Origin of the sequence: Amphritea atlantica, from assembly GCF_018860855.1 — a bacterium.
GTDB lineage: Bacteria > Pseudomonadota > Gammaproteobacteria > Pseudomonadales > Balneatricaceae > Amphritea > Amphritea atlantica_A.
The window spans coordinates 138,801-153,765 of sequence record NZ_JAHKQE010000013.1 but is presented as its reverse complement, the minus strand read 5'-3'; the positions used below and the strand labels follow the sequence as shown (position 1 = coordinate 153,765).

General features: G+C 46.7%; 17 protein-coding genes. 7 read left to right on the top strand and 10 right to left on the bottom strand.

Annotation, left to right across the window (positions count from 1 at the left end; translation table 11 throughout):
* Positions 1–36: 36 nt before the first annotated feature.
* The 6 genes from KO512_RS05615 to KO512_RS05590 are packed head-to-tail and all read right to left on the bottom strand — an operon-like array spanning position 37 to position 3,223.
* Entirely contained in the window at positions 37–570 is a 534-nt protein-coding gene (locus KO512_RS05615) for a FlhC family transcriptional regulator (RefSeq protein WP_215951349.1), read from the bottom strand.
* On the bottom strand, positions 567–866 hold the full coding sequence (locus KO512_RS05610; protein ID WP_215951348.1) for a flagellar transcriptional regulator FlhD: 300 nt from the start codon (positions 864–866) through the stop codon (positions 567–569). The genes KO512_RS05615 and KO512_RS05610 overlap by 4 nt, the downstream gene beginning before the upstream one ends.
* Positions 863–1,411: a lytic transglycosylase domain-containing protein gene (locus tag KO512_RS05605; RefSeq protein WP_215951347.1), complete on the bottom strand. Its 549-nt coding sequence runs from the start codon at positions 1,409–1,411 to the stop codon at positions 863–865. Before KO512_RS05605 ends, KO512_RS05610 begins: the two co-directional genes overlap by 4 nt.
* The gene (locus KO512_RS05600) at positions 1,398–2,060 is read right to left on the bottom strand and encodes a DUF6475 domain-containing protein (RefSeq protein ID WP_303493215.1); all 663 of its coding nucleotides are present in this window, start codon (positions 2,058–2,060) and stop codon (positions 1,398–1,400) included. The genes KO512_RS05605 and KO512_RS05600 overlap by 14 nt, the downstream gene beginning before the upstream one ends.
* Positions 2,047–2,916 carry a hypothetical protein gene (locus KO512_RS05595; RefSeq protein WP_215951346.1) on the bottom strand — a complete coding sequence of 290 codons (870 nt, stop codon included), beginning with the start codon at positions 2,914–2,916 and terminating at the stop codon, positions 2,047–2,049. Before KO512_RS05595 ends, KO512_RS05600 begins: the two co-directional genes overlap by 14 nt.
* Positions 2,917–2,971: 55 nt before the next feature.
* Positions 2,972–3,223, bottom strand: coding sequence for a helix-turn-helix domain-containing protein (locus tag KO512_RS05590; RefSeq protein WP_215951345.1), 252 nt, complete (start codon positions 3,221–3,223; stop codon positions 2,972–2,974).
* A 117-nt stretch (positions 3,224–3,340) separates the two neighbouring features.
* On the opposite strand from KO512_RS05590, the gene KO512_RS05585 reads away from it, so the two are divergent.
* The 3 genes from KO512_RS05585 to KO512_RS05575 all read left to right on the top strand — a co-directional run bounded on the left by KO512_RS05585 (position 3,341) and on the right by KO512_RS05575 (position 6,690).
* On the top strand, positions 3,341–3,988 hold the full coding sequence (locus tag KO512_RS05585) for a LexA family protein (RefSeq protein ID WP_215951344.1): 648 nt from the start codon (positions 3,341–3,343) through the stop codon (positions 3,986–3,988).
* A 256-nt stretch (positions 3,989–4,244) separates the two neighbouring features.
* On the top strand, positions 4,245–5,831 hold the full coding sequence (locus KO512_RS05580) for a peptide chain release factor 3 (RefSeq protein ID WP_215951343.1): 1,587 nt from the start codon (positions 4,245–4,247) through the stop codon (positions 5,829–5,831).
* A 91-nt stretch (positions 5,832–5,922) separates the two neighbouring features.
* The gene (locus KO512_RS05575; protein WP_215951342.1) at positions 5,923–6,690 is read left to right on the top strand and encodes a TatD family hydrolase; all 768 of its coding nucleotides are present in this window, start codon (positions 5,923–5,925) and stop codon (positions 6,688–6,690) included.
* Between the two features lie 145 nt (positions 6,691–6,835).
* On the opposite strand, the gene KO512_RS05570 is transcribed toward KO512_RS05575, so the two are convergent.
* Positions 6,836–8,743, bottom strand: coding sequence for a beta-ketoacyl synthase (locus KO512_RS05570; protein WP_215951341.1), 1,908 nt, complete (start codon positions 8,741–8,743; stop codon positions 6,836–6,838).
* 335 nt (positions 8,744–9,078) lie between these two features.
* On the opposite strand from KO512_RS05570, the gene KO512_RS05565 reads away from it, so the two are divergent.
* Positions 9,079–9,729 (top strand): OmpA family protein, encoded by a 651-nt coding sequence (locus KO512_RS05565; protein WP_215951340.1) that lies wholly within the window; start codon positions 9,079–9,081, stop codon positions 9,727–9,729.
* Positions 9,730–10,213: 484 nt separating this feature from the next.
* Positions 10,214–10,627 carry a nucleoside diphosphate kinase regulator gene (gene rnk / locus KO512_RS05560; protein ID WP_215951339.1) on the top strand — a complete coding sequence of 138 codons (414 nt, stop codon included), beginning with the start codon at positions 10,214–10,216 and terminating at the stop codon, positions 10,625–10,627.
* Positions 10,628–10,750: 123 nt separating this feature from the next.
* On the opposite strand, the gene KO512_RS05555 is transcribed toward rnk, so the two are convergent.
* Positions 10,751–11,725, bottom strand: coding sequence for a GGDEF domain-containing protein (locus KO512_RS05555; RefSeq protein ID WP_215951338.1), 975 nt, complete (start codon positions 11,723–11,725; stop codon positions 10,751–10,753).
* A gap of 301 nt (positions 11,726–12,026) precedes the next feature.
* Positions 12,027–13,247: a flagella assembly protein FlgT gene (locus KO512_RS05550; RefSeq protein WP_215951337.1), complete on the bottom strand. Its 1,221-nt coding sequence runs from the start codon at positions 13,245–13,247 to the stop codon at positions 12,027–12,029.
* A 128-nt stretch (positions 13,248–13,375) separates the two neighbouring features.
* On the opposite strand from KO512_RS05550, the gene KO512_RS05545 reads away from it, so the two are divergent.
* The gene (locus KO512_RS05545; protein WP_215951336.1) at positions 13,376–14,077 is read left to right on the top strand and encodes a FlgO family outer membrane protein; all 702 of its coding nucleotides are present in this window, start codon (positions 13,376–13,378) and stop codon (positions 14,075–14,077) included.
* Entirely contained in the window at positions 14,074–14,556 is a 483-nt protein-coding gene (locus tag KO512_RS05540; RefSeq protein ID WP_215951335.1) for an LPP20 family lipoprotein, read from the top strand. The genes KO512_RS05545 and KO512_RS05540 overlap by 4 nt, the downstream gene beginning before the upstream one ends.
* Positions 14,557–14,667: 111 nt before the next feature.
* Here KO512_RS05540 and KO512_RS05535 read toward each other — a convergent pair whose 3' ends face one another.
* Positions 14,668–14,964 (bottom strand): DUF1244 domain-containing protein, encoded by a 297-nt coding sequence (locus tag KO512_RS05535; RefSeq protein ID WP_215951334.1) that lies wholly within the window; start codon positions 14,962–14,964, stop codon positions 14,668–14,670.
* Position 14,965: the final 1 nt, after the last annotated feature.

Genomic DNA, 14,965 nt, shown 5'->3' with positions numbered 1-14,965 from the left:
CACGGGCGGCGCACAATCAAATCATGTATCAGCATGTTAGTTCTCAAAAAGTGCTCTAGTGGTTTGCTCGGCCATAATCTCGCACACAGGACATTTAAGCTGAATGCGCTGTTGAGATACCGTCAAATACAGACTGCCGCATCGACACCGATGTAAGGATGCAAGCTGTGATCTTAAATCACGAGCTAGAACCCAACCTTCATTGATGGTCAGTTTTTTCCAGGGGATCTCAGCTGGAAGATCTGCTTCTTCTCTTGCAACCAAGTACGCATCGTAAGCCTTCATCAAAGCATCAATATTTAATTGCTTGTAGACATTGTCTCCACCAATATTGACATAAAGCGCCATCAGCAGGGAGCCTTCAACTAAGGCTCTTCTGCTTTTAACGATGGCATCAGACTCAGGTAATTGACCAGGACAAGGTGACTTGTCAGTCACTTCTTTGTGAAGCCTTCTGATAATGTGGATTGGCAAACCAGTATCGAGCGCGATAATGGTTGTTCGAAATCCGTATTTAATAAGTAGCGAGGCTCGGCTAAACAGCTCACTTTTGGACAGGTTATCAATCATGCATCCCCCTTGTTGTTTAGGGCTGATAATAGGTAAGCGATTCTTGGGATACCTGTGCCTTTGCTCTTAACCATCTCAATCAGTTGGCTTTGATTACCCCTTGGTTGAAACAGCATGAATGATGAGGTCGCCACTCGTTGCAGGTCGTCAACACCAGCATTAATCAGAGCATCAACCACATCGCGTGTAAGTCCAAAGCGCAAGACAGCCTCTTGCGGATCAATGCGCGCCAATTCCCGTGCTGCGTGTAGGTACGCTAAATTTAATTGATAGAAGTCTTGTTGATTGGTTGTCATTGACGGACCTCCAGTTCATGTAAAATATTGCGATAAATAGAAAGCACTCTTTGCCCATACCAGCGTGCACGCTCCTCGTTCCAACTGTGATAGCGGCCTATGCCAAGCTCTAAATCGTTTGGTGAAGACTTGATTGCCTCGGCCAAAATACTGGAGCCGACGGTAAGGTTGGTGATGGGGTCTAGCAGTTCCGCCGCTGAGCTCACCCGATGTCCGTGCCAATGCAAATTGATTTGCATAAGGCCAATATCGAGCTGGTATTTTTCACTCTCTTGAAGTGCCTGGTTTAACAGTTGCTCCGCTTCTGTCTGAGATTTGGCGTAGGTTGCATTTGAACCATTGCGAATTGCGTATGGCCATGGGCTGGTCATGTTGAGACCTCGATGTGAGGCCGATTCAGCCAAGGCAACGGCGTAGAGCATGACTGGATCAAGACCAACTGTTTGTGCCGTTTTTTCCCACTGATAGCCCGGAAACGCATAGACTGAAGTGCTTGCGGATATGGCTATTACTAGGGCAATGGTTTTTGCTTTAATCGTTTTCATTTTTCTCCTCTAATTGATTTCCGAGAAGCGCTTGAATGGCTTTCGGGCTTATTCTTTTTAAAGGCACTGGGCTGAAGTCGGTTATGCCTCTTGTGTAAACTTGTGCCGCTTTTGACAAGTCACCCACGGCAATAGGAGCTTGCATATCAAATCCTTTTTGCTGGTTCTGATGGTCTGCAAGTCCCTGTAAGAGCCTTGGGTATTCAACCGCTTCGTCACGCAGTAAGTAAGCCAAGTAGCGTGTTAAAAATTCTTTTTGTTTAAAGGGGTATTCCCTGTCGTCAACCTTGCAGAGTTCAACCCATCCCCCCATGTCTGAAATAACGCGGTGAATAAGCGCATCGTCAAACATCACGGATGTCCAAGCGCCAACCTGACGAACAGCCTTGTCAACTTTGTTCCAAGCAACCATGGCTCTTGAGCCAGAGTTGCCGTCGATATGCTTGATCACGTCAGCGGGCTTTGGAAAAAATTGCCCAGTATCCGGGGATTGAATATGCCGAGTCAGACCGATTCGTACCTCTTCAATGCTGTAAGCACGAAGGGCTTCAAATGCGATGGATAGCAATTGCGGTGATACGCTTTTGCCATACATGGCCCAAGCGGCTCCCCAAACATCAGCAAACTCGCGTTTATCAACCTCCTGCACTTGAACGAACCTCCCGAATACCTGGTCCGGCCCAGCTTTCAGCAATGCGACGATTGCTTTCTTCAATATTCAATTGGTGATTGCTATTCTTTAGGCTCGTCGGTGTTTGCTGTACTTCATCAATGCGAACGTACTCGTCTTCCCATTGCCGGTTTAAAAGCCAGTTATGTGGCATAGGAGTCTTAGTCCGATCTTGATACTGCAATCGGTTGTCTCGTTGCTCTTTCCAGCGTGTTAGGACTTCCAAGGCGAGTTCATGATCTTCATTGAGGCCCATGCGCAGCCATTCTTCTTTGGCTTTCGCTTTTTTTTCTTTGCGTATTTGTACATCCCAGAAGTCTTCAAACTGTATCTGGCCAACAGTTTTAACTGTTGGCTTATTGCTTCTCTCAGAGTCATCCGACCGTTGAGATCCCCTTACCGGGCTGCCATCAGGCATAAACAATGATGAAAATTCTTCTGGAAGCCGAGCTTGAAAAGCGGCAAGAGATTTCAAAAGCGGTGCCATACCAACGAAGTCGGCAGGTACATCTTTAAGCAACCGAAAGGCTGCTTTACCTTGGTTTGGGTTTTCGATTGGGTTGTGCTTCAGAAAGCTCCGAATCAAAGTCCAGCCAGAGTCCTCGCAACGAATGAGGAACTGATCTTGTTCTAACTCACTTAAAGCCTTGGCAACTTGTTGCTCATCCCAGTTCAAGTCAGAAGCAACGTAACCAATCGGCAGTCGAAAGCAGCCAAGCAAATTACAATGTGGGCATGTAAGCAAATACAGTCCTAGCAACTTCGCTGAGTCACTCCAAGACAAAACATTTTGCTTTAGCCAAAAGCGGGTATAGACCTTGCCATAATCACGCATGGAATAGCTCGCTTTTGTGTAGAAGTAAAAGGCTGACCATTACTTGACTTTATTCTTACTGATTACTGGTATTAATCTCGCTAGGTCGCTCGGGATAGATGTCAGGCCTTAACTCAGAGCGGGTTACCTGTCCCTGCGTAGCTTGTTCAATGGGTAGAACGAATTCAGCGGGAACCCTTCCTGATTTATTCAACCAAAACCATACGTTTTGCTGTTTTGAGTTGATGGCTCTCGCTAATGCTGATTGTCCGCCAACTAAATCAATGGCGCGGCGGAGATGCTTTTGTGTCGTGTTGAACACTTCCATACTGTCTCCTATTACAAGGCTAGCTGTTACAAGATTAAATGTTACAGTTAAAACTGTTATTTAGTCAACAGTATAAACTGTTGATGAGTGACAGTTATATTTGTAGAATGCTGCCTTATGAAAACTTTATCCGAACGACTAAACCATGCATTGCAGCTTACAGGGGTTACTCAATCTGAGCTGGCTCGTCGCATTAGTATAAGACAGCAATCAATCAGTCAGATTTGCTCTGGTAAATCGACTAGATCTCGTTACACCATGCAAATTGCGGAGGCGCTTCGCGTAAATGCCCATTGGCTCGCCACAGGTAATGGTGAGATTGGATTAGGAGGCGGTAATGTTGAATTAGGGCCTGATATCAAAGGGTGTATACCTCTTATTAACTGGGTTCAGGCTGGGAATTGGACTGAAATAGCGGAGGGATTTGCTTTTGAAGATGCAGAGGAGTGGCGTGAAGTCACTGGGAAAGCACATGAAGGTTGTTTCACATTGCGTGTAAAAGGCGACAGTATGGAAAATCCAAGTGGTAAAAAATCAATACCAGAAGGTGCTGTTATAGTTGTAGATCCTGATGCTCCTTACTCATCTGGTTCATTGGTTGTTGCGCGACTTGAAGACTCTAAAGAAGCAACCTTTAAGCAATTAGTCTTGGATGGAGAGCAAAAATATTTGAAACCTCTCAATCCACAATATCCAGCAATACCGATCAACGACAACTGTTCAATTATAGGCGTTGTTAAACAGGCTATTATCGACTTTTGTTAGTGAAGGAGTTTGTGGTTTAGCTACAGTTGTTCATGAACGGAAAAAGCAACGATTGTCAGCAGCCACTACTGATAATTGGCGCAGGCTAAGAGTAAATGGTAACTAATTAAATAACCATTGATTGTTTATAAAGTCAAGATCAGGGAAAATAGCGGCCAATTACGATTAACACGACGGATTCTACAAGCGAAGCGCTGAAAAGAGAGTACTTCCAAAAGTGTGTACAAATCCGTGTACAAACTAAAAGAATTAATACATGGCAAACCAAGATATTTTCAATAAAATCAATAACCGAAGGACCTTTGCTATCATCTCTCACCCGGATGCGGGTAAAACGACGATTACCGAAAAATTATTGTTATTCGGGAACCTGATTCAGAAAGCCGGTACCGTTAAAGGTAAGAAATCAGATCGTCACGCGACCTCCGATTGGATGAGTATGGAGCAGGAGCGGGGCATTTCGGTGACCTCATCGGTTATGCAGTTTCCCCATAATGGTCGCATCGTTAACCTGCTGGATACCCCGGGGCACGAAGACTTTTCGGAAGATACTTATCGTACATTGACGGCGGTCGATTCCGCGTTGATGGTAGTGGATGGCGCAAAAGGTGTCGAGGATCGCACCATCAAACTGATGGAAGTGTGTCGTCTGCGAGATACGCCGATTCTGTCCTTTGTGAACAAAATGGACCGAGATATTCGCGATCCGATTGATCTGCTGGATGAGATTGAAGAGGTATTGAAGATCGCGGCGGCGCCAATTACTTGGCCGATCAGCATGGGTAAAGATTTTCGTGGTGTGTATAACCTTTACACCGATACCATTCATGTCTTTACCCCTGGCCAAGGCAGCATTATTCCCGACGATATCCAGGTTAAGGGATTGGCAACTAATGAAGCCAAAACCTTGTTGGGCGCGTTGTATGAAGATTTTGTTGACGAGGTCGATCTGGTGCGTGGTGCGAGCCATGAGTATGATCAGGACGAGTATCTGGCGGGTCGTCAAACGCCTGTTTATTTTGGTACGGCCCTCTCAAACTTTGGTGTGCGGGAAATGCTAGATGGCTTTGTTGAACTCGCCCCATCGCCCATTGCGCGGGAAACGCTTACCCGCCCCGTGGCACCGGATGAAGAGGCGTTTTCCGGCTTTGTGTTTAAGATTCAAGCCAATATGGATCCCAAGCACCGTGACCGTATTGCCTTTATGCGGGTGTGTTCGGGTAGCTATACTCGCGGTATGAAGATGCGCCATGTGCGTATCAAGAAAGATGTCAAAATCGCCGATGCGGTGACCTTTTTAGCGGGCGATCGCTCGAATGTCGAGGAAGCGTGGTCGGGTGATATTATCGGCCTGCATAACCACGGTACGATTCAAATAGGGGATACCTTTACTGAAGGGGAAGACCTTAAATTCACCGGTATTCCTCACTTTGCTCCAGAGATGTTTCGTCGGGTACGGCCGAAAGATCCACTTAAAATGAAGCAATTGCAGAAGGGTTTGCAGCAGTTGTCGGAAGAGGGCGCAGTACAGCTATTCCAGCCGATCAATAAAAATGATCTGATTTTGGGTGCTGTCGGTCAGTTGCAGTTTGAAGTGGTGGTTTACCGTTTGAAAGATGAGTACAAGGTTGAGTGTATGTACGAACCAGTTACCATCTCTACGGCTCGCTGGGTTGAATGTGATGATGAACGTAAACTAGAAGAGTTCCGTCGCAAAGGTGGCGATAACTTAGCGCTCGATGGTGGTGGTTTGTTGACTTACTTAGCACCGACTCGGGTTAACCTCAGTTTGACTGAGGAGCGTTGGCCTGATCTTCAGTTCCGGGCAACCCGAGAACACTAGAACAAAGCGCGCCTTCCGGGCGCGTTGCTATTTTTGCGGTGAGTGTCATTGACGGTACGTTATCCTCATCATCTGCCGTATACTTTCTGTTATGACTCTCATCGATTCCCATTGTCACCTCGATTTTCCTGAACTATCTGCGGATATTTCGGCGGTACTGCTACGCGCCCGTCATGCGGGGGTGGATCGTTTTGTCGTGCCGGGTGTGGCTGTCGATAACTGGGCAGGGGTGCTTAATCTCTGTGCTGAGCATTCGGGTCTTTACCCTGCTCTCGGGTTGCATCCCTGCTTTCTGCAGGGTGATCATCGGGATGCCCTGAAGACTCTCGAAGATTTGTTAAAACGGCATAGTGAGATTGTTGCGGTAGGAGAAATTGGCTTAGATCTGTTTATCCCAGATGCCGATCTTGATGCGCAATTAGCGGTTTTGCGGCCTCAGTTAATACTCGCGAAGCAATTTGATAAGCCGGTATTACTTCATGTACGGAAAGCCCATGATCAGGTATTAAAACAGTTGCGGCAGTTAAAGCTAACGCGAGCGGGTTTGGTGCATGCGTTTTCCGGCAGTGAACAGCAGGCGGGAGAGTATCTTAAATTGGGCTTTAAGCTGGGTATTGGTGGCGCTGTGACTTATGAGCGTGCGACAAAATTGCGACGTCTGGTGGCGACGTTGCCATTGGAAAGCTTTGTGCTGGAGACTGATAGTCCTGATATGCCTTTGTCTGGGTATCAGGGACAGGTGAATTATCCTGAGCGAGTAGCGATAATCGCCGAAACGGTTGCCCAGATTAGGCAACAACCGCTGCAAAAGATTATCGAAGCAACATCCGCTCAGTCGACGAAAATTTTGTCGTTATAAAGGCGTTGGTATACTCAAAGACTTGCCAAATCGTGTCGATTTCTAGTGTAAAGCAGAGATCGGTCCGTTTAGTCTCTAAAGATCGACTTAGGTCAGGGTTATAGTGGGTACACTGATAGCCCTGAACATATGTCTTCTGATCTGTTTAGCTCATATCTTTAAACGGATTGTCGATATCCAGACTGATCGCTTGGGTATAACCCGGCAGTTTGATCTCATTATTGTTGATCTCAAGATCCTGCCCAGTCAGTACATTGTTATCATAAAGATAGATCGGCCGGGTTAGCCCTTTGATGCTGTCTTGATCATACTGTGACGCCGCTTCACGGGTCACTTGGAGTTTATCCTGATAGCGATTGATCGCCTCTTGTCCATGACGTTTCAGCAGCATCTGTTGGGTAATGTGAGGCGCTAAGACCACCGCACTGGCGTTATTACCGCCAAACCCTTTAGAGTTAAGAATCACTGAGTCCATGCCTTGTGGACCAACTTCGATATGTTGGTTGCTCAGGTGCAGATTACTGGCGTGGATGTCGGTAGCAAACTCGGGGGTCGTTACGATGCCTGGGATATAGCCGTATTTCCAGCTACCGAGTGATAGGTTTAATTGATCACCTCCCGCAGTGCCTTGGGAGTGACCGATATAGCATTTCAGTGCGGCGACGGTCCAGTTATTGATGCCAAAGGCTTTTGCTGTTTCATTAATAACGTGGGATTCGGTTACCCTGTTTTGTGGTGTGCTGGTGCCGTGGGCTTGTACAAAGCTACGCTGTTGCAATGACTCTTCACCGAGCATGCGGCCAACCAGTGCCGCTGATTTTCCTAGGGTAATATAGTTGCCAATACCGGGGGCGGAGATCGATTTTTTATGGCCATCGGCGTTGGCAAAGACTTCAGGTACTGCGCCATAGATATCTGCACCGAGTTCAAGAGCCAGATCATCGCTCATCAACAGGGTAAACTGAGATGATTCTGCAATGGTGAAACCGCAGTTGTTACCAAAGGGGCGACAGGCTTTACGATAGTCATCAGGGCCGAGTTCGCTCAAGTTATCCAGCGCTAGAAGATCTTTATCTTCCGCGAGGGCGCCCATTGAACGAAAGCCTTCAATGACTTCTTGGATCACGGGTGCATCACTGCCGCCGACTAACACCACTTTACGACGGCCAGCGCGAATATCATTAACGGCGTTACGCAAGTTATAAAGGAAAGTAGCGCAGGCACCTAATGAACCGCCGGTGACGCCGACACTGCCTAGAATATAGGCATTAATAAAGTCCGCAGGCATCTGAGCATAACCCAGAGGCATCTGCTTCGAGGTGGTTCGTTTGCCTATTGATGGGTATTTGGTGAGGCCGCCAAAGCCTAAATCATCCAGTTGGCCAATTGAGTTGCTGGCATAAACACCGATTTGATCGGGGCGTACGCTGGCGGCAATCTTATCCCATGGAATCCCAACCGATTGCAATGCATCGGAGGCACCGAAAATCGTCATTTGAATATTACGTGGATGGTTCCGTGACTGATACAGTTTGCCCGGTTGAAAGCCGTTGGGTAGCTGTCCTGCTGACTGGACGAGCGCTTCTTTATAGTCAGGGAAGATAACATCGAGATCTCCCTGAACGGTTACTTCCATTTGGCTCGCAGAGAGGGCTTTGACCTGCCAGTTAGCTGGAATATGTTTCGGCATTTGACGGGCGCGTAGGGTAAAGCTTATCGCGCCATCGGTGTTGAGTGTGGCGGGTTTGTTGAAGGTCACTTTGTGAACATCGAAACACTCTTTTTCGATACGACGAATAAGGGTGCTGTTACAAACCTGCGGTCTAATAATGTCTAACAGGGCATTAACCGAGGTTGGATTGCCCTGTTGATCGATATAACTGTTGTCTTTATAGCTCGCTAAGCCCATTAAAGTTGCTAGATCGAGTAGCGTTTCGTTGCGGTCTGTATCATTTAGCTTGTCGAGCAACAGGCGGCGATAGCCATGGTGAAAGGAACTTCGTCCGGCTGGGCTGATGCCGCCGAACCCCACAATGACTGGTAGTTGAGACAAGTGATAATCCTCGGGACTAGGTGATACGACCGCAATACAGGGGTCTTGCTTATGTGTTAACACCGATTCTATAAGTTGTTGTAACCTGAAACCAGATCTATATCGGTAAAAATGTATCACTCAGGTGATATTCAGGTTAAAAAACGATAATTAAGTCACGATATTGGCTAAAGCGGAACTTAGTTGGCAAGATGGCGACTAAGATCGACTAAAAAGCCGACTGAACACGTTTAGAATCAGAAGACTGTTTAAATGGTTGTGATGATGAATCTTATCAGCACTCGGGCATATCTGAAACCGGCTGATCTGTTTTACGGGTACCCAAAGGGGAAATAATGAAGAAAGTTATAATGTTAGCGGGTGTTATGGCACTCGCGGGATGTCAGACGTTGGATCCCTACACTCAGCAATCTAAAACCAGTAATGCCACCACGGGTGCCGGTTTGGGAGCTGTTGCTGGTGCTGTATTGGGTAATGCAGTGGCTGGCGATGGCAAAAGGACTGAGGGCACCATTGCGGGCGCCTTGTTGGGCGGTGCTGTCGGTGGCGGAATTGGCTACTACATGGACCAGCAAGAGATGTTGCTGCGTCAGGAACTAGAAGGCACCGGCGTACGAGTGGAGCGAGTAGGCGATTCGATTCGTTTGATTATGCCTGGTAACGTGACCTTCCCAACGGGGGCTTACAATATTGATCAGGGCTTCTATCCCACATTGAACTCGGTTATTAAGGTGCTGCTCAAGTTTGATAAAACGGTAGTCAGTGTGGATGGTTTTACCGATAGCACGGGTTCATTTGAAACTAACCAGACGCTCTCGGAACGGCGTGCAGCGAGTGTCGCTCAGTATTTATCGAATGGGGGTGTGCCTGCGTTACGATTGCAATCCCGGGGTTACGGTGAACGTTATCCAGTCGCTAGCAATGATACTGTTGGTGGACGTGCTATGAACCGTCGAGTTGAAGTGAGTATTCGCGGTAGTCAATAAGAGAGCGGCACTTGGGAGTTGAATTCGCGGCTTGTTAGACGTGACAGAGAAGTTTGTCTATCGTTAGTTATTAGAGTCGTTAGCTGGGTCAAAAATTTTGATAAAAACCGCCACTCGGGCGGTTTTTTATGTTTCATCATTAACTGTTTATATCGGTGGTTTTTGAGGCTTGTATAACGCTTAGAAGAGACTAATATCAGAGTATAAAAAAGCGTTAACTTTTAAGGTTAATGTCGTTTTTGTAAAGCGAAGTATTGGCGTGCGTTTCGAGCAAAAGAAGCATCGGGTTGTTTTCAAATAATAATTATCTATCAAAGAGACAACTCCTTGATGAGTCCGTTGTTACGGCTGGAATTTAGGCGCCACCTTCTTAAATCTCATATTCTGATTCACCTTGAAATGATCTTGCACACTTCCGTTTAGCGAGAGGTGAAAGATTAATTGTTTGTAATATAACGTTATCGATAATGTATTGAGAAAAGACATGAATACAAGACCGGAAATTACTATCTCGTCACTAGATGCAGATAGATTATATGACCTCATTGAATCTTTGCCTAAAGGTAGTTTTGCCGGGGCTGCTGAGTTGGAAGCAGAACTGGCGCGAGCGAATGTGGTAGAGCCGGAATCAATGCCTCCGACCATTGTGACGATGAATTCCACGGTGAAATTCATTATAGAGTCGACTCAAGAAGAGTTTGAACTCACACTGGTTTACCCCAAAAGTGTCGACTCAAGTGGTACAACGATATCTATTTTAGCGCCAGTGGGTAGTGCTTTGTTAGGCTTGTCTCAGGGTGATGAAATTGAATGGCCAAAACCCGGTGGTGGCTCTTTGAAAGTCAAAATAAGAGAGATCACTTATCAGCCTGAGAGGGCTGGAGAACTTCATCGATAGGAAATATCAGTATCAGATACTCATGTCGAGAAGGTTCTCGGCATCACTTGCGAATTGGCCCGTACTTGTGACTAATCGAATAGGGCAGAAGTGATTGTATCGATAGCTTGGTATGAATATTCATTATTCGTCATTGAAAACAGCACGGTCGCGACCTTTTGACTTGGCTAGATATAGTGCATCATCTGCGCGTTGAAGCCAAGTCTCTACCGTTGTACCTGCTACCCAGGGCGCAACGCCTAATGAGACCGTTATTTCTTCACCATCCGGCGTTTTTAATTCTTGTTTAATCGTTGCTCTAAGATTAGCAATGAAAGGCTGTTGTTGCTCTTTGGTCACGGGAATTAAGAGTACAAACTCTTCTCCGCCGAATCGATAAAGACGATCATACTTTCGAATATGGGCAGTGGTAATGGTAACAAAATCTTTTAGTACCTGGTCTCCAGCAGCATGACCATACTTATCATTGACGGCTTTGAAATAATCCAAGTCGAGGATGGCTAATAATTGTTCTATACCGTTACGCTCTGAACTAGCTAAGGCCGCTTTTATGTCTAAACTCATCGCTCGTCGGTTCAGTGCACCAGTGAGTGGATCGATAGTATTAAGTGCTTCCAGTAAGTGAAACTGTTTAGCGCTGTGGCTAGCATAAACAAAGGTGCTCATTGATAGCATAGTGATTGTGACAACGTAGGAGGTCAGAGAAACGGAGTTAAAAATATCAGACAGGGCGATTAAAAGAATACTGGCAACAATGTTGATGGCAAGGGCTTCGATGGGCTTCACAAGAATAAAGGTACTTGCAAAAACGGGGTAAACCCACAAAAAACTATCTAAGCCATTGGCGATAACGACAATTAGAAGGCCTGCATTAATAAAGAAGGCTATTATCGCACTGACAATGCGGATCTTTTTGAAGTAGTACGCATGAACGACTAACGCAGAGATCCCCAGTATCAGCATCATATCCATGATGGCTGCAGTGATGTTGCCCGCAAGATAACGCATCACCACAAACGGAAAAATTCCCAGTGAAGCAACCGACGCGAGTAGCAACAATAACGACAGTTGATACTTTTCCTGTAATTGATTGATCATAACGATCTCTCAGTAAATAAATGATTATGCCTATTTAATTGGTTGGTTAACAAGCGGGTAAAATCTGTTTGCTCGTTAATTTAATGTCTGACGGGCAACTCAACCTAAAATAGCATACTGAAAAGGCTAACGTTTTTGGTGATTGGATAGTCACATATGACCGTCGTTGTAGTGTTTAAATAGTGTCTCAGCCGGTTTGTATCGGTATCTCGGTGTTGTTTTCAGCCGGTTTGGCTGATTTAAAATAAAGGTGTCATTTTGTGTAACTAAGTAGCCGCGAGACGGCTTGGCGTTTTATTCGCTACCAAGCGATAACCACATCGTCTGGCTGGATATTGTCGATAGTACCGTCTTCGGCTAGTCGGCCGATGGCAAACATGGGCTGTACTTCAGTGACGGTCATGGTCTTTCGGGTATTGGTTAGCTGTACATGGCTGCGCATATTATCGGTGAAAAAGTTTGATTTGCGATACACCGTGAGTTTATCGCCCACTTTTATACCCGCTAGCGCGCCGGCATTAAACCAGAGTAAGTTGTCTTCGCTTTTAGTGATACGGGCAGAGAAAGGCATGCAGCGTAGTTCGTCATTCAGGTCACTAGCTATCTGGTTGATCAGGGTTCGAGTTTGCTGGCCGTAGTCCTGCTGCCAGAATTCAGCGCTGGCAAACCGAGGTCGGGCTTCGGGTTCAAGGTTCCAGCGTCCGGCAATAGCGTATTGTTTACTAAAGAGGAGTGCCCCAGAAAAACCGTCATGAATATACAGATCTAAGGCTAAGCTGCGCAGGTGACGTTTGCTGCGATAATCCATTTTGTTGTACAGGTCTACTAGGAAATTACGTTTTGGATCGGTGACGGATAAGTCATACATGGTCATATCTCGGATAACACCGGAGACGATATATTGCACATCCAATTGCCGTGTGTAGCCCAATACGGTGGTTAATGCGCCGGCACTAAGTTGACGAGTCGGGGCCGTTGCGGCGCTTTCTTGAACATTGAGCATGCCAGCGTTGAGCGCTTTGAGATTACTGGTTTGATTGATCTGATTGCTGAGAATGTGACTCAACTCTGTTTGAATATTGCTGAGATCACCGAGGTTCGCTTGCTGTGGATAAAGTAGGGGGAAAGCGGTTACCGCAACCGATTTTTGATAGCCGTGTCCGGAAATCCCAGCAGGGCAGCCTTTTTCAAAATCGACATCGGCGCGGACTTTAACCCAAAGCATCCGCCCCTGTATTTTTTCGTCCAGTACTTCGATATTACTGAGCATGCCAAGGGTGCTGACCTGCATATTATCGATACTCAGTACGCCTTGATTCATACGTTGAGTGCTACTGACAATTGCGCTGGCCTGCAACGAGGCTTGCTGGGTGGCATTTTTGATGGCGGTTTGGCGGGCTGAATCAATATCCTGATTGAATATTAGGGCGCTACCTTCGGCTTCCATGGTGACAGCATGAAGGGATAGGCTAAGAAGGCTAAGCAATAAAACGGCGGCGATACGTATCATAGGATTAAACATACTTTGTGGCTGACCGATAATACACTAAGGTATGCAAATTATTGGTCCGTTGCAATACAGCGGGGACTGTTTAAGTGCCTGATTTATGTTAGTTTAAAATCCTATTTAATTCTGAGTGTCGGGTGTTGATGAGATATTCTTTACTGCTTTGTCCTATCCTGTTGGCAGGCTGTGCGCTGAATCAACCGATTCCTGTGACTGTACAGCATGTTGACCCTGAAGCGTTGGTGCAGATGCGTGAAGCAGATGCGGCAAATCTTGAGGCGCAGCAGGCGTTGATTCAATATGAGGTTAGCGTGATCGATGATCAGCCTTCAGGCGTCGACCCGTTAAGTGAGGCGGTTGCGAAAATGGCCGTTCAGTTGGACGTGGGCTTGCAGGAGAGCCGGGTTAAACGGTTGCCGATCGCTATTTTGCCGTTTGTTGAGCTCGGTAGTAAAGCCTCGGGTACGCCTACGGGTGAGCGGCTTAGTGAAAACTTCATCTTTCAGCTGCAGCAGCATGGTTATAATTTGGTCGATTTTCGTGCCGTGAGCCTGAATACTACCGTAAAAGATCCGTTATCGACGGCTAATTTGTCGAGCATTCGTAACCGTTTCCGCATCCACTTTGTGCTCACCGGCACCTACAGCCAGCATCAGGACGGCATTATTATTAATGCCCGAGTCTTGGATAGCACGACGCGACAGATTTTAGCCTCCTCGCAAACGAATATCCCCACCGCGAGACTGGAAGGTGCACTGCCTGGATATAACCCGATTAAAGCGATGGATGAAGGGATGATTATTGAGAACGGTACTCGGCGGCGCATCTCGGAGAGTGATCAATGATATTGACTGGCTATATTAAGCGATTATCGCAGATCTGTTTTGCGTTGGTGTTGGCAGTCTCGCTAAGTGGTTGCGAAACCTTTGTTGAATCAACGAAAGATATTGTTTCAGCGCTACCTGACCTACCACCTCGGGTGGATGACTCGGCGGTCGAGCCTAATTGGGTTCAGGTGACTGGGTACGCTCCCATTAGTTTGCAGTCGGGCCAGAGTCAGCAGCATAAAGTGTTGCAGGCGATGAAAGCATCTAAGCTGGATGCCTATCGAGAGTTGACTGCATTGGTGCATGGGCAATATATAGCGGGTACTACGTCGGTAAGAGATTTGATACTGCAGGATAATTCATTTCAGGGGGCGGTCGCTGGCATTATTCGTGGGGCACGGGTGGTGAAAAGCTATCCGGTACAGGCCGATGTTTATGCCACGATTCTTGAGGTTGACCTGAATCAGTTACAGCAGGCCTGGGATGCCAGTAATTAACGCGACAGCGATGATGGTGTTTTATCAGTAACGCAGGCGGATGAAACGCCTGCGTTTTTTTATGGCTATTTTAAGCTTGGATGGGTAAGTAGGTGTTGGCAGTAAAACCCTTTATGCGGGCTTCTGAGTCGCTTGGTACGCTGCTAGTTGCTCTGGGGTGGCATTTTGTTGGTAGTTAGTTTTCCACTCGCTATAAGGCATGCCGTAGACCTGTTCACAGGCGGCTTCGTAGCTAAGCTCTACACCTTGCTCATCTGCAGCGGCTTTGTACCACTTTGATAAACAGTTACGGCAAAATCCGGCCAAGATCATGAGGTCGATATTTTGCACGTCTTTACGTTCATCAAGATGTTGAACCAAGCGGCGGAAGGCGGCAGCTTCAAGTTCAGTCTGAGTTTGTTTATCCATG

What these genes read in the sequence shown, in the direction of transcription:
- KO512_RS05615 (WP_215951349.1), bottom strand. Translation starts at nt 570, where the DNA reads ATGATTGATAACCTGTCCAAAAGTGAGCTGTTTAGCCGAGCCTCGCTA.
- KO512_RS05610 (WP_215951348.1), bottom strand. Translation starts at nt 866, where the DNA reads ATGACAACCAATCAACAAGACTTCTATCAATTAAATTTAGCGTACCTA.
- KO512_RS05590 (WP_215951345.1), bottom strand. Translation starts at nt 3,223, where the DNA reads ATGGAAGTGTTCAACACGACACAAAAGCATCTCCGCCGCGCCATTGAT.
- KO512_RS05595 (WP_215951346.1), bottom strand. Translation starts at nt 2,916, where the DNA reads ATGCGTGATTATGGCAAGGTCTATACCCGCTTTTGGCTAAAGCAAAAT.
- KO512_RS05540 (WP_215951335.1), top strand. Translation starts at nt 14,074, where the DNA reads ATGATATTGACTGGCTATATTAAGCGATTATCGCAGATCTGTTTTGCG.
- KO512_RS05565 (WP_215951340.1), top strand. Translation starts at nt 9,079, where the DNA reads ATGAAGAAAGTTATAATGTTAGCGGGTGTTATGGCACTCGCGGGATGT.
- KO512_RS05545 (WP_215951336.1), top strand. Translation starts at nt 13,376, where the DNA reads ATGAGATATTCTTTACTGCTTTGTCCTATCCTGTTGGCAGGCTGTGCG.
- KO512_RS05550 (WP_215951337.1), bottom strand. Translation starts at nt 13,247, where the DNA reads ATGTTTAATCCTATGATACGTATCGCCGCCGTTTTATTGCTTAGCCTT.
- KO512_RS05605 (WP_215951347.1), bottom strand. Translation starts at nt 1,411, where the DNA reads ATGAAAACGATTAAAGCAAAAACCATTGCCCTAGTAATAGCCATATCC.
- KO512_RS05555 (WP_215951338.1), bottom strand. Translation starts at nt 11,725, where the DNA reads ATGATCAATCAATTACAGGAAAAGTATCAACTGTCGTTATTGTTGCTA.
- KO512_RS05535 (WP_215951334.1), bottom strand. Translation starts at nt 14,964, where the DNA reads ATGGATAAACAAACTCAGACTGAACTTGAAGCTGCCGCCTTCCGCCGC.
- KO512_RS05585 (WP_215951344.1), top strand. Translation starts at nt 3,341, where the DNA reads ATGAAAACTTTATCCGAACGACTAAACCATGCATTGCAGCTTACAGGG.
- KO512_RS05580 (WP_215951343.1), top strand. Translation starts at nt 4,245, where the DNA reads ATGGCAAACCAAGATATTTTCAATAAAATCAATAACCGAAGGACCTTT.
- KO512_RS05575 (WP_215951342.1), top strand. Translation starts at nt 5,923, where the DNA reads ATGACTCTCATCGATTCCCATTGTCACCTCGATTTTCCTGAACTATCT.
- rnk (WP_215951339.1), top strand. Translation starts at nt 10,214, where the DNA reads ATGAATACAAGACCGGAAATTACTATCTCGTCACTAGATGCAGATAGA.